This window comes from Pseudomonas siliginis, assembly GCF_019145195.1.
Classification (GTDB): Bacteria; Pseudomonadota; Gammaproteobacteria; order Pseudomonadales; family Pseudomonadaceae; genus Aquipseudomonas; species Aquipseudomonas siliginis.
In genome coordinates, this window is sequence record NZ_JAHSTW010000006.1 from 315,696 (window position 1) to 335,382 (window position 19,687).

Consider the following 19,687-nt stretch of genomic DNA (forward strand, 5'->3'; position numbering starts at 1 on the left):
CTTGATCCGGCTTCGAGTGTTCTCGGATCCGGCGTCGTCGCCATGGTTTTCACAGAGCCTGTTCATGACCGGTTTCTAAACTCCACGCAGTCAGTGCGGTCTACCGCCGCACTGACGAACCGTCATTTTCATTCTTTAGACTGCGCCGGCCTGAACGTCAGGCGACGCACTCTGACTTCTTTATAGGGGACTTCGATGTCCGTACGACGCACACGTAAAGACGATGGCAGCCAATGGACAGTTGCGGACAGCCGCAGCGTTTACGGGATTCGCCATTGGGGGGCCGGGTATTTCGCGATCAATGAAGCCGGTCGCGTCGAAGTACGTCCGAACGGCCCGAGCAGCTCGCCTATCGATCTGTTCGAGCAAGTCGACCAACTGCGCAAGAGCGGTTTGTCTTTGCCGCTGCTGGTGCGGTTCCCCGACATCCTGCAAGACCGTGTCCGTCAGTTGACCGGTGCTTTCGATTCGAACATCGAACGCCTGGAATACCAGAGCAAATACACTGCGCTGTACCCGATCAAGGTCAACCAGCAGGAAGCGGTGATCGAGAACATCATCGCCACCCAGAACGTTTCCATCGGTCTGGAAGCCGGCTCCAAGCCTGAGCTGCTGGCCGTGCTGGCGCTGGCGCCGAAGGGCGGCACCATCGTCTGCAACGGTTACAAGGACCGCGAGTTCATTCGTCTGGCGCTGATGGGCCAGAAGCTCGGCCACAACGTGTTCATCGTCATCGAGAAAGAATCCGAAGTCGGCCTGGTGATCGAAGAAGCCGCCTCGCTGAAGGTCAAACCGCAGGTGGGGCTGCGCGTGCGCCTGTCGTCGCTGGCCTCGTCGAAATGGGCGGACACCGGTGGCGAGAAGTCCAAATTCGGCCTGTCGGCGGCGCAACTGCTGTCGGTGGTCGAGCGCTTCCGTGGCGCCGGTCTGGATCAGGGCATCCGCCTGCTGCACTTTCACATGGGGTCGCAGATCGCCAACCTCGCTGACTATCAGCACGGCTTCAAGGAAGCGATCCGTTATTACGGCGAATTGCGCAACCTCGGTCTGCCGGTGGATCACATCGACGTCGGCGGCGGCCTCGGTGTCGACTACGACGGTACCCACTCGCGCAACGCCAGTTCGATCAACTACGACATGGACGATTACGCCGGTGTCGTGGTCGGCATGCTCAAGGAATTCTGCGACGCGCAGAGCCTGCCGCATCCGCACATCTTCTCCGAGAGTGGCCGTTCGCTGACCGCGCACCACGCAATGCTGGTGGTGCAGGTCACCGACGTCGAGAAACACAACGACGAAATCCCGCTGATCGAAAACAAGGAAAGCCTGCCGGAAACCGTGCAGTGGCTGGTCGATCTGCTCGGCCCGACCGACATCGAAATGGTCACCGAAACTTACTGGCGCGCCACGCACTACATGAGCGACGTGGCCGCGCAGTATGCCGACGGCAAGCTGACCCTGGCGGAAAAAGCCCTCGCCGAGCAGTGCTACTTCGCCGTGTGCCGTCGCCTGCACAACTCGCTGAAAGCGCGTCAGCGTTCGCACCGCCAGGTGCTCGACGAACTCAACGACAAGCTGGCCGACAAGTACATCTGCAACTTCTCGGTATTCCAGAGCCTGCCGGACACCTGGGCGATCGATCAGGTGTTGCCGATCATCCCGCTGCATCGCCTCGACGAAGAGCCGCTGCGCCGTGCGGTGCTGCAGGATCTGACCTGCGACTCCGACGGCAAGATCAACCAGTACGTCGACGAGCAGAGCATCGAAACCAGCCTGCCGGTGCACGCGTTGAATGAAGGCGAAGATTACCTGCTGGGCGTGTTCCTGGTCGGCGCCTATCAGGAAATCCTCGGTGACATGCACAACCTGTTCGGTGACACCGACTCGGTGAACATCTACCAGAACGCCGATGGCAGCGTGTACCACGCCGGTATCGAGACCCACGACACCATCGAAGACATGCTGCGTTATGTGCACTTGTCGCCGGAAGAACTGATGACCCACTACCGCGACAAGTGCGCCAGTGCCCGCATCAGTGCCAGCGAGCGCACGCAGTTCCTCGATGCCTTGCGTCTGGGCCTGACCCGCTCCTCATATCTGTCTTCCTGAGACCTGATAGCGTTCCGCCCGGGTTGTCCGATTTTTTTCCGCAAGCTGTGGAAAAGTCGGACAACCCGGTGGGACATCTCCTGATTTTTTCACGAAAACCTGTGCGATCACGGTCAGCAAACTCATCTGGTCTGCTTTTCGCGTAGGTCATTTCCTAAGTTGTACTTCGCCTCTCTACTCGGCCATGCCTCTCGGCGAGAATCCCCGGCCGCCCCTCCTGTAGAGATCCGCCCATGTTCGATCCAGTCAACGAGCCGTCGTTTCGTCTCGATGTAGCGGGCCTGTCCGACCCCTTCGAAGTTCTCGCCTTTACCGGAAGGGAAGCGCTCAGCGAACCCTTTGCCTTCGAGATCGATGTGGTGATCGACGATCCGCATCTGGATCTTGCCAGCCTGCTGCATCGTTCTGCGTTCCTGTGCTTCGGCGCGCCCGGCCAGGGTGTGCACGGCCAGTTGCACAGCCTTGTCCAGCACGAGCACGGCCATGGCTTGCGTTTGTGTCGAGTGCGTCTCGGGCCGAGGCTCGACTGCCTCGACCTGCGTTTGAGTCAGCGCATCTTCAGTGGCCGCTGCGTGCCGCAGATCATCGAACAGGTTCTGCGCGAGCATGGCATCGTCGGCTTGCAACGACGTTTCGACCTGCACAGCGACTACCCGACCCGCACCTTCTGCACGCAATACCGCGAATCCGATCTGCAACTGCTCCAGCGCCTGTGCGCAGAGGCGCGCATTCACTTTTACTTCGAGCATCACCGCGACAGGCATTGCCTGGTGTTCGGTGATGACCCGACGCGGTTACCCCAGGCAGACGTCGCGCACTATCAGGGCGAGCATGACCAGCGTGGCGTCGCTCCAGCCGTCCGCCAATGGCAACTGCACGAAGACTCGCAGGCCAGCCAGCGAGGCCCCAATGCCGAAGGCCACAGCGATCTGCCCGCCTTGCGCAGCGGTCAGTGGTTGCCCCTGGACGACCATCCTTTCATCGAATGCAACCGCCCATGGTTGCTGACCCGCATCGAGCACCGTGCCGATCAGTCTCTCGAACCGCCCTATTGCAATCGGCTGTTCGCGGCCGCGCGGGTACCCGTCTGTGCGCCCGCCGCTGCGCAGTCCAAGCAGCGCATGCACAGCCTGCAGCGAGCCTGGGTGGTCAGCGTCGATGAGCCGCAGCCGGATCGCGCGCGGCCGGTGGCGGTGCAATTCGACTGGCTCTATCAGGGCGAAGGGGCTTCGCCGAGTCATTGCTGGCTGCCCCTCGCGCCTGACTTGAACGAGATGCCCTCGGCGGCACTTGCTGATGGTGTGGAAGTGGTGGTGAGTTTTCTTGAGGGCGACCCCGATCAGCCGGTGGTCAGTGGCGTGCTCCAGCCCTCGGTGTTGCCAGAGGCTGCGGTCGAGGAGGATGAACCGGTATCGCTCCCCGAGCTGCTGGTGAGCGATGGGTTGCAGCAACTGTTGCACTCTGGCGAGCCGTTGCTGTTGCTGTGCCTGATGCCGGGCGGTGGCAGCTTCAACCACTGCGCCGAGTCCGTGTGCAGTTGCCGGCTGCTCACCGCGCTCGATCAGAGCAGCGCACGATGAGCGGCGCGGCGCTTGAGCCCATGGCGCAATGGCTGTTGCTCGACACCCCGGACGCGGCACGCGCCCTGCTGACCTTGCGCCAGGGCTTTGCCGATGTGCAGCGTCACCGATTGTTAGACGGCACCGAATTTCAACCGGTCAGTGAGCACGGCCCGGTCCTCGTCGACTTGCGCGAGAGTCCGGCATTGACTGCCTTGTGCCTGCGCGATCCGGACACCTGGCGCGGCCTGTTGTTGAGCTGCGAGATACCGGCGCAGCAGCTGCTCAGCCATTTGCAGCGCATGCTTACCGTCTCGTTCGGTTTGAATCATCGGGCCTTGCTCAGCTATTACAACCGTCAGACCGCCAGCTACTTCTTCGACGCCTGCGACGCCACCCAACTGAGTCGCTGGCTCGGGCCAATCCGCCAGTTGCGCTGGTTTGGCGGCACCTGGGCCGACCGCGCCATCGGCAGTCAGGGCTGGCAACAGCTGCGCAATCCCGGCCTGCTCGTCGAACCTTTGGGCATCGAAGAAAGCCTGACCCGGCGCCAGCGCGAACGCTTGCAAACCTGTCTGCTGGAGCAGCACATCTGGCGCTGGTGCCAGTCTCTGAGCGTTGATTACCAGACGATCGCTGTGCATGTGCAACAAGGTCTGGCGCTGGGTTTCAGCGATCGTGCTGTGCTTGATGGCTGGCTGTGGCTGCGCCTGCTCAATCCGCGCGCCGTGCTGGTCGTGCCGCCGGCCGGACTGACGCAGCCGGAACGGCTCGATTTTTTGCGTCGGCAGTGGGGCGCGGGCTGACTGTCCGTCAGTGAGCCTTGCCGCTGAACCAGCCATCGCTGCGTTTCAGCCACAGGGCTTGCGCGCCAAGGGTCACGCTGCGCAAGACCATGAACAGCAGAAAAGATATCCACAGGCCGTGATTGCCCAATGTCTGCAAAAACCAGGCGAGCGGCAGCAACAGCAGCACCGTCAGCAGCATGCCGTTGCGCATTTCCCGCGCACGGGTGGCGCCGATGAACAGGCCGTCGAGCAGGTAACTCCACACCGCAATCAGCGGCAGCACGGCGAGGTAGGGCAGGTAGACGAATGCGGTGTCGCGCACGCTCTGAATGTCGGTTTGCATCTCGATGAACAGGTGCCCGGCCAGCAGAAACAGCACAGCGAATCCGAGGCTGGCGATCAGCGACCAGCCGCCGGCCACCACCAGCGATCGACGCAAGGCCAGGCGGTCCCGCGCGCCAATGGCATGGCCGCACAAGGCTTCGACTGCGTGTGCCAGGCCATCCAGTGCGTGGGCCGTCAGCAGCAGGCCGTTGAGCAGCAGCGCGTTGGCCGCTACGGTCGCATCGCCGAGCCGTGCGCCCTGCACGGTAATGAGGAAAAACACCGATTGCAGGGCGAGGCTGCGGATGAAAATGTCACGGTTGACCGCCAGCAGCGGCCGCCAGCTCTGCCAGACTCTCAGCGCCGACCAGATGATCTGCCCCGGATAGGCGCGCAACGCCGTGCGCGTCAGCCACAGGCCGAGCAGGGCGCCGCTCCATTCAGCGATTACCGAAGCGCGCGCCGAGCCGACCACGCCCCAGTCCAGGCCAATGACAAACCACAGATTGAGGACGATGTTGATCAGGTTGGTGCTCAGCAGAATCGCCAGCGGCGCCCGCGCGTTCTGCGTGCCGAGGAACCAGCCGACCAGCGCATACGTCGCCAGCGCGGCGGGCAGGCCAAACAGGCGCGTGTGGAAAAACTCCCGGGTCAGCTGATCCAGTTCAGCCGACGGTTGCATGAAGTGCAGGGCTACGCCGCTGAGCGGCACGCCGAGGCCGCCGAGCACGACGGCCAGCCCCATCGCCAGCAGCAGGCCCTGCAAGAGAATCTGCCGCAACGCCGCGCCATCGCTGCGCCCGGCAGCCTGCGCGGCAAAACCGGTGGTGCCCATGCGCAGAAAACCCATCGCCCAGGCGAGAAACGTGTACAGACTGGCGCCGACCGCCACCGCGCCCAATTGATGGGCATGGGGCAAGTGACCGATGACAGTGCTGTCGACCAGCGCCACCAGCGGCACGGAGATATTGGAAAGAATCATCGGCGCGGCGAGCGTCCAGACCTTGCGGTGAGTCGGGCGGTCGCGCCAGTCGGTAATCAGAGAGGACATGCAGGCTCCTTGGGGGAGCGGGGATTGTAGCGAGTCATGCCATTCAATGTGGGAGCGAGCCTGCTCGCGAAGACTGACCGACCGTGAAGATTTCGGCTGTGCCGGCCATTCGCGAGCAGGCTCGCTCCCACAGGGTGGCGGTGGCGTTAATGGATGATCCAGCTCAACAACCACAACCCGAGCAGCAGCCAGATGATCCCGGCAATGATCGACGCGTTCATGAACGCCCGGATCGCCGACCACAACAGCATCAGGCCTACGATCAGCGCGATGATGCTGATAATCGAGGTGTCCATCCCCAGCGTTTGCGCCAGGCCGTCGACAAAGTTGCTGCCGGCATTGCTGAGCATATTGAACAGGCCGCTGAGGCCATCGACGATAAAGCGGATGACCGAACCGAGTGCCTGGCCGAGCCATTCGAAAAAGCTTTCTACACGCATGTGTGCATCCCTGATGAAAGAGCTGAGCCTTGGGCCACGCCGAGGGTGGCCGAGTTCCCTGCATGATAGAAGGTTTGCCCGGATCATGTGTGGGAGCGAGCCTGCTCGCGAAGGGGGCGTGTCAGGCAAATCCGGTCTGGATGATCCACCGCCTTCGCGAGCAGGCTCGCTCCCACATTAGTTCACCTGCACCCTTGCCTTCGGTGGGTATCCCCCCGAAGCTATGCGTCTTCAGGAGAGCCCGATGAACCTTGTAGAACTGACCGAACGCCTGCACGCCATTCGTGACCGCAATGACTGGCGGCAATTTCACAGCCCGAAAAACCTCGCCATGGCCGCCAGCGTGGAAATGGCCGAGCTGGTGGAAATCTTCCAGTGGCTGACGGAAGACCAGTCACGCCAGTTGCCGGCGGACAAGCTCGCGCATGCCGGGCAGGAAGTCGGCGATATCGTCCTGTATCTGTTGCTGCTGTGCAGCGAACTGGGTCTGGACATGAATGAAGTGGTGCGCGCCAAGCTCGCCGACAGCGAACGGCGGTTCAGCTGATGAGCGACCGTCATTTCGACCAGTTGGCCACGCGCTTCGCCGAAAAAATCTACGGCGGCGCCAAAGGCGCGATTCGCCTCGCCGTGTTGCAGGCCGATCTGACCGAGGCCTTGCCGGATCGGCCGCTGCGCGTGCTGGATATCGGCGGGGGCCTGGGGCATATGTCGCTGTGGCTGGCCGAGCGCGGCCATGACGTCACCTTCACCGAGCCGGCGGAACCGATGCTCGAAGGCGCGCGCCAGCGTTTTGCCGAAGCCGGACACACCGCGACATTCATTCAGGCGCCGTGGCAGGAACTGCCCGGTCAGCTCACCGAGACCTACGATCTGGTGATCTGCCACGCCGTGCTGGAATGGCTCGCCGAGCCCCACGCGATCCTGCCGGTGCTGCACCAGTTGACCAAGCCCGGCGGCTGGCTGTCGCTGGCCTTCTACAACCGTGATGCGCTGATTTATCGCAATCTGCTCAAGGGCCATTTCAAGAAAATGCGCAAGAACGTCATGGCCGGCGAGAAGCAGAGCCTGACCCCGCAGCAGCCTCTCGACCCACGGGAATTGGCAACGCAACTCGCCGGTATGTGGCAGGTCGAAAGTCAGAGCGGCGTACGGGTATTTCACGATTACATGCCGGTGGAATTCCAGGCCCGCGCCGAACTGGCGGATTTGCTGGAAATGGAACTCGCGCACCGTCGTCACCCAGGCTTCGCCGGGCTTGGGCGTTACTTGCACTGGATCTGCCGGCCGATCTGAGCGGAGCGCGACATGAAAGCTCGATGCGGGTTATTGCTGATAAGTCTGGGGTTGGCCGCTTGCCAGGGCAGCAACCCCTACGTGGCTCAGTCACGGCCGTTGCCGCCGGCACCGCCGCAAGCCGCCGCCACCTTCGACCGCAGCGCCTACCCGGCGCCGCCGCGTGATTACGGGCGCTACCGCAACTGGGCCTGGCGCAACGGGCAGTTGCCGCCGGGCACGGCGTGGGCTGACTCGGCGCAGGTGGCCGAGGCGGTCAGCAACGCCCTCGACCAACGCGGCTTGCGGCCGATGCGCGACAACCGCCCGGCCGACCTGCTGGTCAGCGCCGATCTGCGTCTGGAAACCCGTTTGCGTCAGGTGCGCGATGATTACGGCTACTACGGCGGATACGGCGGCTATGATCGTTATGGTCGCGGTTACGGCATGTACAACAGCGTGCCGATCGTGCGCACCTATCAAGAGCAGGTCGTAGTGGTGCGAGTCGATCTGTTCGATGCCGGCAATGGTCAGCCAGTGTGGAGCGCCAGCGCCGAGACCGGCACCCAGGGCAATCAGATCGAACGCGCCGATGCGATCCGCGAGGCTGTGGAAAAAGCCATGGCGGCCTATCCTCCCAGCTGACGTCGTGTCAGCAGGTTCATGTCTTCACCCGGAGAAAAATCATGTTCCGCCGTCTCGCTCTACTCGCTGTTGCCGCGCTGCTCAGTGCCTGCGCTGCCAACCAGGTCAATCACGACTTCGACGCCAGCCGCGACTTTGCCGCTTATCGCAGCTGGAGCTGGAAAGACCCGGCCCTGCAATATCGCCCCGATGATCCGCGCATCAAAAGCGACCTGACCGAACAGCGCATCCGCCAGGCGGTGGCCGATCAGCTCGATCAGCGCGGTTTGCGCCCGGCTGCCGGCGGCGGCAAAGGTGACCTGAGCGTGCAGACCTACCTGATCGTCGAGGACCGGCAGCAGCAAGTGACGACCAATTACGGCGGCGGTTGGGGCGGCCCATGGAACGGCTACTGGGGCGCGCCGATGTACAACGAAACGCGCAACATCACCTACAAGGTCGCGACCATTCAGATTGATCTGCTCGACGGCAAGGACGGCAAACTGGTCTGGCGCGGCAGCGATGAACAAATGCTCAGCAACCGCCCGAATCCGGCCGATCGCAGCAATGCCATTCGCGAGACCGTCGCACGGATCCTGGCCAACTATCCACCGCGTTGAACCGCTTTGAACCGTCCCTGTGGGAGCGAGCCTGCTCGCGAAGGCGGTGTGTCATTCAGCATTGAATCCTCTGGCACGACGCTTTCGCGAGCAGGCTCGCTCCCACAGTGGCGGTGGTGACTGGAATGGCGTGACGCCAGCAGTCTCGACCGACCGCGTCTACACTCTTTTTCATCAACGGAGGTAGCGCTCGGCACTGCGCCGGCAAAGGAGTGCGCCATGTCGCCAGGATCGCAAGGCAACGGCCCGGCCCGGCAACGCGGGGCGATCGGCTTGATGGCGGCCGCCACCCTGAGTCTGGCGCTGGTGATGATGTTGCTGGTGGTCGACAGCGGTCGCTTGTACATGGAACAGCGCAAATTACAGCGGGTGGTGGATACCGCCGCCCTCGAAGCGGTCAGTCGCGGCGGCAATTGCCTGCCCGGGCTGAGCGCCGCCAGTTATGCCGGGCAAAGTGCGCTGCGCAATGGTTACGTGGCGGATGCCGCCAATACACTCGCGACCACCTGCGGCACACTGGCCACCGCTGCCAGCGGTATGCGCAGTTTCACTGTCGATGCCACGCAATCAAGCGCAGTCAAAGTCGCTGCCAGTCGTACGGTCACCAGCAGTTTTGCCGGCGGTGTGCAGGCGCTGTTCAGCGCCACGCCGGTCAGCCTCAACACCACACTCAATGCTTCGGCAGTCGCGGCCAAACCGCAGCCGACCGTCGCTCAACTGAATATTCGCAGCACCCTCGCCAGCATCGACACGGCGCAGTCGAACATCCTCAATCCGCTGTTTTCCGGGTTGCTTGGCGGCAACGTCAACCTCACGGCGGTGGGCTGGGACGGTTTGCTGCACACCGATATCAACCTGCTCAAATACCTCGATCAACTGGCCATCGACCTCAACGTCGGCGCCGGCAATTACACGCAGTTGCTCAATACCCAAGCGACCGTGACGCAATTGATTCAGGCCGCAGCGACGGTGGTGCAGCTCAACGGCGCGACTGCGCAAGTGGTCACCGCGCTGGGCCAGTTGCAGGCCGCCGCCATCAATGCGGCGCCGGTCAGACTCGGCGAGATCCTGCAGCTGCAAACCGGCACCACGGCGGCGGGGCTGGATGCCAATCTGCAATTGCTGCAACTGGTGCAGGGCGTGGTGCAACTGGCCAACAGCAAGAGCGCGGTGGCGGCGACCTTGCCCGTCAACGTGCTGGGGCTGGCCGGTGTCACGGTACGGGTGAAGGTGATCGAACCGCCGCAGTTCTCGGCGATTGGCGATCCGGCGCGGGCCAAGGCCGATCCGTTGGGACCGGACCGGATATATGTGCGCACCGCGCAGGTGCGCACGCTGCTGTCGGTGAATCTGCCGGTGCTCTCGGGGGTGACGGGGCTGACCAATGCGGTGCTGGGCCTGGTCGGTACGCTGACGCCGACGCTCAATGCGCTGTTGAGCCTGAATCTGGTGGACACGCTCAATTCAGTGTTCTGCCTGTTGGGTGCCGGCTGCCAACAGCTCGATCCGAAGCTGCTGCCCTCACCGCAAATCGACATCGCGCTGGATGCCGGCGGGGCGAAAAGCTATGTCACCGATTACCGCTGCCCGACCGACGACAGCGGCAGCAAAAGCCTGACTGCCGCCACCACGACCTCTCTGGCAGATCTCAAACTCGGCAAGATCGATCCTGTCGCGGCGTTCTCTTCAGTCGCCGAACCAACCGTGACGCCGTTGCCGCTGGTCGATCTCGGCATCATCACCTGCCACAAGATTCTCGGCATCGGCAGTTGCGATGCCGCCTCCCGGGTCCAGTACGGCGCGGGCGGCATCGCCCTCAAACTCGACACCAGCGTCGCGCAGACCACACAGAATCTGCTGTTCTCCAGCACCACACCCTTCGCCACCCCGGCCAATCTGAAACTGCCGCCGAGCCTGCTGCCCGCCGCGCCGAGCAGCAACATCGTCGGCAGCCTGGCGAACACGCTTTCCGGCATCAACCTGATCGTTTACAAACCCGTGGGCAGCAACCCGCTGGGCGCTATCGTCACCGGTGTGGCTTCGTTGATCAGCGACGTCAGCAACCGCTTGTTGCCAGTGGTCACCGGTTTGATCAGTCCCTTGCTCGACCCGTTGTTGAACAATTTGCTCAAAGGCCTGGGCATCAATCTGATGAACACCGAGGTGGGCGCCAACATGACTTGCGGGCAGACCGGCAAGGCTTATCTGGTGATCTGATCGTCGCTGGCGATCGGCAATTCGATACAAAAACGCGCGCCTTCTTCCGAGTTGCGCACACTCAACTGGCCGCCCATGTTGGCGATGATGCCGTAGCTCACCGACAGGCCCAGGCCGGTGCCGACGCCAATCGGCTTGGTGGTGAAGAACGGCTCGAAGATCCGCTCCAGCAAACGCGGATCGATACCGCCGCCATTGTCCTCGACCCACAGCCGCACGCTTTCCTCGTCGCGCTCGGCGTAGATCGAAATCCACGGCTTGAACGTTGAGTCGCCCTCGCGTTTGCCGAGCAGGGCGTCGCGGGCGTTGACCATCAGATTGATCAGCACCTGCTCCAACTGATCGACGTAACCACGCACCTGCGCCTCGAAACCGGTCTCACTTATGCGCAGATCGACACCTTTGCCGCGCATGCCTTCGGCCAGCAGTGACAGGGTGCCTTCGATGGCTTGGGCCGGGTTGAACAACTGTTGTTCGATTTCCGAGCGCCGGCCGAATACACGCATGTGGTCGACCACCTTCGCTGCGCGTTGAACCTGAGCGTCGATGCGGTTGAGTTTGTCGGTCAGGTAATCGACCTGCACATCACCGTTGCCGAGGCGCTTGAGCACGTTGACGATGGCCATGCGCATGACGTTGAGCGGTTGATTGATCTCGTGGGCAAGGCCGGTGGCCATTTCGCCGAGGGTGGCCATTTTCGCGCTTTGGGTGAGTTGCTGTTGCGAGCGGCGCACCTCGGTGTTGTCGCGGCCCACCGCTTGCACTTCGATCAACTGTCCCTGCTCATCGAACACGCCGCGATCCGACCAGACCCACCAGGCGTGTTCGCGTCCGGGCAGTTGCAGGCTGATTTCCGCTGTACTCACTGGCTGTTCCGGCGTCAGTTGGCTCAAGCGCTGAACGAACGCTGCGCGCTGTTCATCGGACATCCAGCCACCCAGATCAACCCCGGGCAGTTGTTCCGGGGTGCATTCCAGATAAGTCGCCAACGGTCGGTTGCCAAAGATCAGCGTCAGGTCCGGGCGATAACGGCAGATCATCGCCGGCGAGTCCTCGACCAGAATCCGGTAGCGTTCTTCGCTTTGCCGCACCTGCTCGGCGGCAAGCGTTGCGTCGGTGACGTCCAGCCACAGGCCCACCGCCTCGACCGGCAGGCCGAGATCGTTGCGCAGCAGTTTTGCCTCATCGAGCAGCCAGTGATACTCGCCACGGTTGTCGCGCAGGCGATAACGCGCGCGCACCGAGCCTTCGCGCAACAACTGGCGGTTGCGCTGGAAATACAGTTCGCGGTCGTCGGGATGGACGCGCTCGGCCAGTGTTGCTGCATCGCAATCTTCCAGCGTCCAGCCCAGCAAGGGTTGCAGGCTGGCGCTGAAAAACGCCGGGATCAGCGCGCCTTCTGCATAGCGCTGCACGTAGATCACCGCCGGTGAACTGGCAATCAGATTATCCAGCCGCGCATGGGCGGCAGCGGCGCGCTGTTGTTGATTCTGGATGTCGCTGATGTCGAGCATGAACCCGACCAGACGCCGATGCTCACCGGTGCCGCTGACCTGGCCCTGAATCCGATACCACGTCACTGCTGCGCCGACCTCCGCGCGGTGCAGACGCACGCTCAGGGTCAGCGCTTCTCCTTGCAGTTGCAGGGCGCGCAGGCGGCTGCGCAACTCGGCGCGATCGGCGGGATGAAACAGCGACAGCCAGTCTTCTACCGGCAGCAGGCGATCGCTGAGATTCAGTGCCGAGGCCAGCGTCGGCGCCAGCGCAATCTGCTCTTCGGCAGTGATTTCCCACCAGCCAGTGCCGAGCAGGTTTTGCAGCGAGTCCAGGCGCTCCATCGATTGCACATGGCGTCGCTCGCGCAAGCGGCTGAGCAGCGGCCCGGCCAGCGCGCCGGCCAGGGTCAGCCAGTCGCGATCGGTCAGCCATGGCGCCACGTTGTCGACCGTATAAAACCCGCAGAGCAGCCACGCGACCACGCCCTGGTCATTGCTGTAGGGCACAGCGAACCCGTTGGCGTTGCCGAACGTGGCCTGCAATCGCGAGTGTTCATAGCGGCCCTGCTGGCCCGCGAGGCGTTGCGGCGCGCTGCCGTTGAGGCTGTCCAGCGGCGTGCCCAATGGCTGGCCGTCCTCCCACAGTTGCGGGGCATCGTGGCCGCGAAACTGTTGATGAATCTGCCAGCCCTGGGCCTGTTCATCCAGTAACGCCACGGCGAGGCAGGGGATATGCCAGCGCTGGGCGATGGCCTGCAATTGTTCGCCAAGCACCGTCGGCAGACGCGTCAGGCTGCACGTGCGCAGGCGATCGCTGACCTGCGCGGCGAGGGTCTGGCAGGCGTCGCGATCGCGCGCTTGCTGACGTTCGAGCAACAGGTCGGCGATGTCGAGCATTTGCAACCGCCAGCCATCCTCCAGCGGCTGCACCCAGCCGCGCAGGTGCAGGGGCTGATCATTGAGCCCGGAAAAGTCGAGATCGAGGAGTTGCCCCTGCCAGTCTCTGGGCTGACCTTCGATAGTCAGCAGACTGTGCGGCAGCAGGTAGGCGCTGAGCGGCAGCGGCTGACCCTGAGGTTTGTGCTGGGCGAGCAAATGCCGCAGCGGGCCGGCGATCTGCAACACATCGCCGTTGCCATCCAGATAAAAATGCAGGCCGATGGGCGGCGCGCCGAGATGGTCCGGCAAGTCGTGAGCTGCGGTGGGGGCGCGCATGAGCAAGCGCCCGAAAAACTTATCGCCGGCGGTCAAAATTGCAGGCTCGAGCGGGCGGTGAGATGCGTGGGCAGATTGGGCACCGTGCCGATCCCGGGCAGCACCAGAAACGGCATGATCTGATTGAGCTTGCTCACCGGGTAATTGACGCTGACGGTCAGGGTGCCAGTCCCCGCGTCGTAGGCCGCACTGGTGTCGGTGCCGACCACCAGATTCAAGGCCGAGGGCAGCCATTGCAGTTGCTGGGTCAGCGCGGCATTGGCGGTGTTGACCACCACCGTCGAATAGTTCGGCGTGGTCGGGTCCACCGCAACGCTGCGGCGCACCGCCTCAGCGGTGGCCTGGTTGAACGATTGCATCATCACGAAGGGCAGGCCGTAGCTGACCAGCCCGTAAAACACTGCGAAAAAGATGATGAACACCAAGGCGAATTCGATCGCCACCGCACCTTTTTGCGACCTGCGAAAGCCGTTTTTCATGCGTGCGTCTACCCTGACAGTCACTGCGTAGTATCAGCATAGAATCAATCAGGCAAAACGGACGGCTTTCAGCGGATGCAGATTTCCCTTGTTCTGATCTGGCTGGCGATCTGCGCCGCGCAGGATGCCCGGCAGCGGCGAATTTCCAACATGTTGACCTTGGGCGTAGGTGCGCTGGCGTTGGTCTGGTTGTTGGCGACTGGCACTACTTGGCTGGGCGCCGACGCGGGGCAGGGCGGCTGGGCCTGCCTGATCGCTCTGCTGCTGACGCTGCCGGGTTATTTCTTGGGCCGCATGGGCGCCGGCGATGTGAAATTAATGACAGCCCTGGGTCTTGCGACGAACGGCATATTCGTTCTTGGCGCGTTTATCGGCGCGGGCGTGGCCAGCGTGCTGTGGCTGCTGCTCGCGCCAAAAGTTTGGCCTCATATGGCTCAAGGAGTTAGAGAGCATGTGCGTCATCTGGCCCCGGACAAGTCAAAAAAGCTGCCATTTGCGCCGTTCGTGTTGGTAGGTGTAGTGCTTTCGCTGTACTGGATCACCTGATCGCGGGGTGCCACTAGTCCTATGTACATAGTCGGAAAGTGGGTCTACTTTCAATTCAGGCGAATACGCCACCAAAGTGCAGGAACCGTCAGCGTTGGCCGAGCAAATGGAGTGGTTCGTGAACAAGCCTAATTCGGTAAAAATCCTCGTGGTCGATGATCAGCCGCTGATCGTTGAAGAACTCTGTGAGTTTCTCGAGAGCAGTGGCTACCGTTGCGTGCCGTGCGACTCGAGTCTTGAAGCCATCGAGCTGTTCAGGGCGGACCCGGACATCGGTCTGGTGCTGAGTGACTTGCATATGCCGGACATGGACGGCATCGAGTTGATCCAGGCGTTGCAGCGGCTGGCCGGCAAGCAGCGGGTGTTCGAGGCGATCATGCTCACCGGGCGCGCCGACAAGCAGGATGTGATCAAGGCGTTGCGTGCGGGGATTGCCGATTACTATCAGAAGCCGATCGATCTGGCAGAGTTGCTTGAGGGTGTGCAGCGCCAGGAACTGGCTTTGCAGGAGCGGCAGAAGAATCTGCATCTGGGGCATTTGAATCAGAAGTTGCAGTTTTTGTCCGAGTCGATTGATGACCTTTATCAGGATCTGGACAAGGTACGGCGCTCGCCCTTGCCGGTGGTGAGTGATGGTGAGCCTGAGTCTGTGGAGATGCCGGCGGTGTTCAATCAGTTGTCGCCCCGGCAGTTGGATGTAGCGCGGTTGGTGGGCAAGGGGCAGACCAATTATCAGATTGCCTGTGAGTTGGGGATTACCGAGAACACGGTGAAGTTATATGTGTCGCAGGTGTTGCGGTTGACGCATATGCATAATCGGACGCAGTTGGCTTTGGCGCTTTCTCCTGGTAGTTCGGCGGGGCGGCAGCGGGTTACGGCGCATTGACTTGGCGGCCTTTGGGCCGACCATGCTTTGGGTGGTTGGGGTGAATATCCGTTTTTTTGGGTGTCGCTGATTACGGTTCCGCCCTTACGGCGGGTCACTTTTGGCAAACGCCCCAAAAGTAACCAAAAGGTCTTCGCCCTGACGTTCGGCCCGCTCGCTGGGGCTCGGGGTTCCTTCGCTGCGGGATCGATCCTGGCGCAGCGGCTCCGGTTTGCTTCGCTGCACCTCCTTCCGCTGTGTCTGGCTGCGCCAGACGGTCGCTGCGCTCCCACGCCCGGATCAATCCCTCCACTCAGCCTGCCGACGGGCTCCCAGATCAAGATCAAAAGCGGTACTCGAGCTTGCGCTCATTGTTGAGTGGTGCGGCTTCGCCGCGGGCAGCTGTGCTGCTTTTGCTTTCTGTGGGAGCGAGCCTGCTCGCGATGAGGCCAGTCGGTCCGCCGATAACTCGAAGTCGTTTAAATCTGTTTCAAAATAACCAGAACCTTCCCACAAGGTTTTCAGGTTGTCCGTCGGACGTCGGGTCACTAGTCTCTGGCTGTCGTCGAACCTTCGGCGATCGGGTGTGAGAACCCTGCTACTTATGGTCATCCAGTATCTGTGCACGCATAATCGCCGCCAGCTTGTCCGCTGTCTGCAATGTGTCATGGCGGCTGTGTGCGGGCAGACTTCGGTCTGGCCGGGTGTCCATAACCGGTATTCTCACCCCGCATACAGTTGCCACCTTTTGCCCCGTGAGAATGGCATTGGGTCGCACCGCAGATTTTGGAGAGCCGTTTCAATGGACAAACTGATCCCAGACCCACCCCCATCCCCCACCACCCCGCTCGAAGACGCCATGCGCGCCGACGATCTGGTGAAAAACCGCGAAGCGATAAAACGCGCGCTCGATTTCTATCTCTGCCCCGAACCTGCCAAACCGCACCCGCCCAGCACGCTGTTCATGGTGGTGCCCAATGTCGATACCGAAAGCCTGTTGGCGCATGCCTGTGAGTCGCTGGCGTCAGCGAGTGCGATGGCGAGTAATTTCGCTGGTGAGTTGAGCGGGTTTCAGCGCAGCACGGCGTTGGCGATTCAGCAGATTGTCATGCTGGCCGAGCTAGCCGTGAATCGGGCGCTGGATCGGGTTGATCCGCAGAGCTGACCTGCGACCGCGTTATCGTTCTTCGCGAGCAGGCTCGCTCCCACAGGGGAAATGCATTGCAAACTGTGGGAGCGAGCCTGCTCGCGAAGGGGCCTTTAAGGGCACCACCAGACTAATTCTTGCTCTCGATCTTCCCGCCCGCATCCGGATCGTAAAAATCCGGGATCTCGTACTGGTATTTCTTCAGCCAGCGCTGCATCGCCAGTTCGCGTTCGGTGGCGGTGGCGCTTTGCGGTTTGGGCGAGGCGGCTTTGTTGCGGCTTTGCAGGACCAGCCAGCCTTCGGTTTCCTGTTGTTGCGCTGAAGCAGGGCCGGTGTCGATGGCGTGGGCGCTGAGGGGCAGGGTGAGCAGGGTCAGGTAGCACAGGCCTTTGCGGAGGGTCATGGCTGTCTCCTATTCGAGCGTCGGCGGTAGCGGGTCGATGAAGGCGGCGACGCGGTCGCCGGGTGTGGCTTTGGCGTGGGTCGGGGCTTTGAGTTTTTCCGCGCGTTGCTGCGCTTCGGTGAATTGTTCCGGGGTCAGTTTCGAGCGGCTGACGATTTCCGCGGCTTGTGGCCAGTCGTTCTGGTAGAGCAGCAGGGTGACCATGTTCAGCGTCGCCAACTGATTGTTCTGGCTCAGTTCGATGGCGGTGAGGAATTCGAATTTCGCTTCGTTGAGGCGCAGTTGGTTGAGGTAGACCACGCCGAGGTCATTGCGGATTTTTTCGTCGGTGGGCGCCAGGCGCGCGGCGCGTTGCAGGTGGGCCTGGGCCTGGCCGTTGTCGCCACGGGCGGCGTAAACCTGGCCCAGGCCATGTTCGGCTTGGGCGGTGAGGCAGCCGCCGAGCAGGCTGCGGTAGAGCGGCTCGGCTTCGCTGCGGCCGAGCAGGCGATAGACCTTGGCTTTGCGCAGGCGCACTTCGCTGAGGTTGTCCGGCAGGCTTTGCAGGTTGGCGAGGCTGGCGTGGAGCTTGCCGTCGCTGGCCAGGTCATCGGCGAGGTTCAGCGACAGCTCCTGCTCCGAGGTCAGTTTGCTGCAGCTGGACGGCGACAGCAGCGAGGTCCACGGCGCCTGGCCATCCGTGGCGCAGCCGCTGAGCAGCAACAGACTTGCCATGACTATCAGTACTTTCATCAAACGCTCTCCATGAGCCAAGGTCAGTTTGCGAACGCGCGGGCAATGGCGGTGAAGCCCGGGCCGGCCAGTACGATCAGCAGGGCCGGAAACAGAAACAGCATCATCACCACCGACATCTTCGCGGACATTTTCGAGATGTATTCCTGCAGCCGGGTCAGGCGTCGGTCATCGAGCAATTGCTTGAGCGCCAACAGCGATTTCATCGCGCCGCCGCCCTGGTGGATCAGTTGCTGGAGGATCACGCAGGTGTCGGTGAATTCGTCCACCGCGAGCATCACTGCGGTCTTGTTCAGCTCCTGACCCAGCTCCAGACCGGAGTCGACGCGGCTGAGGATCAGGCGCAGTTCGCTGGTCAGTTCCGGCAGCAGTTTCTGTGCTTCGACGCTGAGCACGCGCAGCGCTTGTTCAACGGCCATGCCGGATTCGAAGAGGATGCGCAGCAGCGGAATGAACGTGGAGATTTCCACGGCGATGGTTTTCTGTCGGCGGGCGGCGGCGTAGGCGAGCAGGCGTTTGGGCAAGAGATAGCCGCCGCCCGCAGCGAACATCGGCGCCATCCAGCGGTGGCTGGTCTGCGGGAAAAACACTTCCTGCAAAAAGATCGCCAGCCCCAGAGCGAGCAGCGGCGTGCCGATCTGGCAGGCGGCGAAGAGCGCGCGCTCGTTGGCGCGGCGCCAGCCGAGGCGGCCGAGCAGGGTCTGGGTTTCGCTGTCGATGCTCACCGAGCCTCGGCCGAAACGGCTGTTGCCCAGCGCGCGCAGCCAGTGGCCGAAACGGTTCTCCCGGACCAATTGGCCGTGCAAGCGCTGATGCACCTGTCGCACGCGGCGGCGCTCGGTGAGCAGGTGATTGCCCAGCAATAACAGCGAGCCAAGGAGCAACAACAACGCCGCGAGCCAGACCATCTCAAACGCTCCGCAACATGCGCCACAGCGCCAGACTGCCCAGCACCTGCAACACGGCGGCGCTGAGCAGCATGGTCTGGCCGCTTTCGTCGTGCCACATGCCGAGCATGTAGCCGGGGTTGGTCAGCATGAAGTAGCTCACCAGAATCAGCGGCAGCAAACCCAAAACCCAAGCGGTCATGCGCGTTTCCCCGGTAAGGGCGCGCAACTGCCGCGCGCCCTGGTCGCGCTCGCGGATCAGTTTGATCAGATTCTCCAGCAGCTCACTGGCATTGCCGCCGTAGCGGTGATTGACCTTCAGGCCGAGGGCGAACATGCGCAGTTCGTCCTGCTCGTAGAGTTCGGCAAAATCGCTGACCGCATCGGGCAGGTTCACCCCCAGTTGCACGTTGCGCTGCACCCGGCCCATGGCCGCTTTCAAAGGGTCTTCACTGGCCTCGATGCCGCCCAGCACCGCATCGCTCAGCGTGCGCCCGGATTTGAGACTGCGTACGGTGTGGTCGAGCAATTGCGGCAGTTGTTCGATCATGCGGCGGATCCGCCGTCGGTAGCGAATGGCGATGTACAGCCGCAACGCCACGGGCGGGACGAGCAACATGATCAGCAAACCAACCCAGTTCCCGAGCAGAAATCCCAGGCCCATGGCCGCCGCCCACAGGCTCAGCCACAGACCGAAACGCTCGCTCGGCCGACCCAGTCCAGCACGCAGAAACATGCGTTCCAGTCCCACCCACCTGGTCTGCTCGACGGCCAGTTGCGGTTGCCCGGCGGCGAGTCGATTGAGGACTTTCTCCGTCGCGGTCTTGCGCAGGCCTTGCAGGAACAGATAGATCGACAGCCCCAGCAGCATCAGGCAAATGGCGATGAGAATGATCGGTCCCAGCATCTG

19 protein-coding genes are annotated in these 19,687 nt (G+C 62.4%); 11 read left to right on the plus strand and 8 right to left on the minus strand.

The window, feature by feature from the left end; all coding sequences use genetic code 11:
* Positions 1-195: 195 nt before the first annotated feature.
* The 3 genes from speA to KVG87_RS14420 all read left to right on the plus strand — a co-directional run bounded on the left by speA (position 196) and on the right by KVG87_RS14420 (position 4,474).
* Positions 196-2,109 (plus strand): arginine decarboxylase, encoded by a 1,914-nt coding sequence (gene speA / locus KVG87_RS14410; RefSeq protein ID WP_016771856.1) that lies wholly within the window; start codon positions 196-198, stop codon positions 2,107-2,109.
* 233 nt (positions 2,110-2,342) lie between these two features.
* Positions 2,343-3,689 carry a type VI secretion system Vgr family protein gene (locus KVG87_RS14415; RefSeq protein ID WP_217851269.1) on the plus strand — a complete coding sequence of 449 codons (1,347 nt, stop codon included), beginning with the start codon at positions 2,343-2,345 and terminating at the stop codon, positions 3,687-3,689.
* On the plus strand, positions 3,686-4,474 hold the full coding sequence (locus tag KVG87_RS14420) for a DUF4123 domain-containing protein (protein ID WP_217851271.1): 789 nt from the start codon (positions 3,686-3,688) through the stop codon (positions 4,472-4,474). The genes KVG87_RS14415 and KVG87_RS14420 overlap by 4 nt, the downstream gene beginning before the upstream one ends.
* Positions 4,475-4,481: 7 nt before the next feature.
* Here the strand turns inward: KVG87_RS14420 and KVG87_RS14425 are convergent, their stop codons facing one another.
* Together KVG87_RS14425 and KVG87_RS14430 are read right to left on the minus strand one after the other, a co-directional pair.
* The gene (locus KVG87_RS14425) at positions 4,482-5,831 is read right to left on the minus strand and encodes an MATE family efflux transporter (protein WP_217851273.1); all 1,350 of its coding nucleotides are present in this window, start codon (positions 5,829-5,831) and stop codon (positions 4,482-4,484) included.
* A 146-nt stretch (positions 5,832-5,977) separates the two neighbouring features.
* Positions 5,978-6,271 (minus strand): hypothetical protein, encoded by a 294-nt coding sequence (locus tag KVG87_RS14430; protein WP_016771853.1) that lies wholly within the window; start codon positions 6,269-6,271, stop codon positions 5,978-5,980.
* A gap of 244 nt (positions 6,272-6,515) precedes the next feature.
* Between KVG87_RS14430 and KVG87_RS14435 the strand changes: the two genes are divergently transcribed.
* The 5 genes from KVG87_RS14435 (at position 6,516) to KVG87_RS14455 (ending at position 11,007) form a co-directional block, all read left to right on the plus strand.
* A complete protein-coding gene (locus tag KVG87_RS14435) occupies positions 6,516-6,818 on the plus strand; it encodes a MazG-like family protein (protein WP_016771852.1) in 303 nt (100 codons plus the stop codon).
* Positions 6,818-7,567, plus strand: coding sequence for a methyltransferase domain-containing protein (locus KVG87_RS14440; protein ID WP_217851275.1), 750 nt, complete (start codon positions 6,818-6,820; stop codon positions 7,565-7,567). The genes KVG87_RS14435 and KVG87_RS14440 overlap by 1 nt, the downstream gene beginning before the upstream one ends.
* Before the next feature lie 12 nt (positions 7,568-7,579).
* Positions 7,580-8,191, plus strand: a complete 612-nt coding sequence (locus KVG87_RS14445) for a DUF4136 domain-containing protein (protein WP_123443891.1) — start codon at positions 7,580-7,582, stop codon at positions 8,189-8,191.
* Between the two features lie 41 nt (positions 8,192-8,232).
* The gene (locus KVG87_RS14450) at positions 8,233-8,790 is read left to right on the plus strand and encodes a DUF4136 domain-containing protein (RefSeq protein WP_016771849.1); all 558 of its coding nucleotides are present in this window, start codon (positions 8,233-8,235) and stop codon (positions 8,788-8,790) included.
* Between the two features lie 219 nt (positions 8,791-9,009).
* A complete protein-coding gene (locus tag KVG87_RS14455; RefSeq protein WP_217851277.1) occupies positions 9,010-11,007 on the plus strand; it encodes a pilus assembly protein TadG-related protein in 1,998 nt (665 codons plus the stop codon).
* On the opposite strand, the gene KVG87_RS14460 is transcribed toward KVG87_RS14455, so the two are convergent.
* Positions 10,992-13,754 carry a PAS domain-containing sensor histidine kinase gene (locus KVG87_RS14460; protein ID WP_217851279.1) on the minus strand — a complete coding sequence of 921 codons (2,763 nt, stop codon included), beginning with the start codon at positions 13,752-13,754 and terminating at the stop codon, positions 10,992-10,994. The two genes, KVG87_RS14455 and KVG87_RS14460, sit on opposite strands and share 16 nt — an antisense overlap.
* Positions 13,751-14,197: a TadE/TadG family type IV pilus assembly protein gene (locus tag KVG87_RS14465; RefSeq protein ID WP_024011435.1), complete on the minus strand. Its 447-nt coding sequence runs from the start codon at positions 14,195-14,197 to the stop codon at positions 13,751-13,753. Before KVG87_RS14465 ends, KVG87_RS14460 begins: the two co-directional genes overlap by 4 nt.
* 75 nt (positions 14,198-14,272) lie before the next feature.
* Between KVG87_RS14465 and KVG87_RS14470 the strand changes: the two genes are divergently transcribed.
* From KVG87_RS14470 to KVG87_RS14480, 3 genes are all read left to right on the plus strand, one after another.
* Entirely contained in the window at positions 14,273-14,743 is a 471-nt protein-coding gene (locus KVG87_RS14470; RefSeq protein ID WP_217851280.1) for an A24 family peptidase, read from the plus strand.
* A gap of 106 nt (positions 14,744-14,849) precedes the next feature.
* Positions 14,850-15,629 (plus strand): response regulator transcription factor, encoded by a 780-nt coding sequence (locus tag KVG87_RS14475; RefSeq protein WP_225930898.1) that lies wholly within the window; start codon positions 14,850-14,852, stop codon positions 15,627-15,629.
* Positions 15,630-16,410: 781 nt separating this feature from the next.
* Entirely contained in the window at positions 16,411-16,773 is a 363-nt protein-coding gene (locus KVG87_RS14480; RefSeq protein WP_024011438.1) for a DUF6124 family protein, read from the plus strand.
* A 112-nt stretch (positions 16,774-16,885) separates the two neighbouring features.
* Here the strand turns inward: KVG87_RS14480 and KVG87_RS14485 are convergent, their stop codons facing one another.
* The 4 genes from KVG87_RS14485 to KVG87_RS14500 are packed head-to-tail and all read right to left on the minus strand — an operon-like array spanning position 16,886 to position 19,684.
* Positions 16,886-17,158, minus strand: a complete 273-nt coding sequence (locus tag KVG87_RS14485) for a DUF3613 domain-containing protein (protein WP_122751744.1) — start codon at positions 17,156-17,158, stop codon at positions 16,886-16,888.
* Positions 17,159-17,167: 9 nt separating this feature from the next.
* The gene (locus KVG87_RS14490) at positions 17,168-17,890 is read right to left on the minus strand and encodes a tetratricopeptide repeat protein (protein WP_186567268.1); all 723 of its coding nucleotides are present in this window, start codon (positions 17,888-17,890) and stop codon (positions 17,168-17,170) included.
* A gap of 23 nt (positions 17,891-17,913) precedes the next feature.
* The gene (locus tag KVG87_RS14495; protein ID WP_110647081.1) at positions 17,914-18,798 is read right to left on the minus strand and encodes a type II secretion system F family protein; all 885 of its coding nucleotides are present in this window, start codon (positions 18,796-18,798) and stop codon (positions 17,914-17,916) included.
* Position 18,799: 1 nt separating this feature from the next.
* Positions 18,800-19,684, minus strand: a complete 885-nt coding sequence (locus KVG87_RS14500) for a type II secretion system F family protein (RefSeq protein WP_076565577.1) — start codon at positions 19,682-19,684, stop codon at positions 18,800-18,802.
* Positions 19,685-19,687 lie beyond the last annotated feature (3 nt).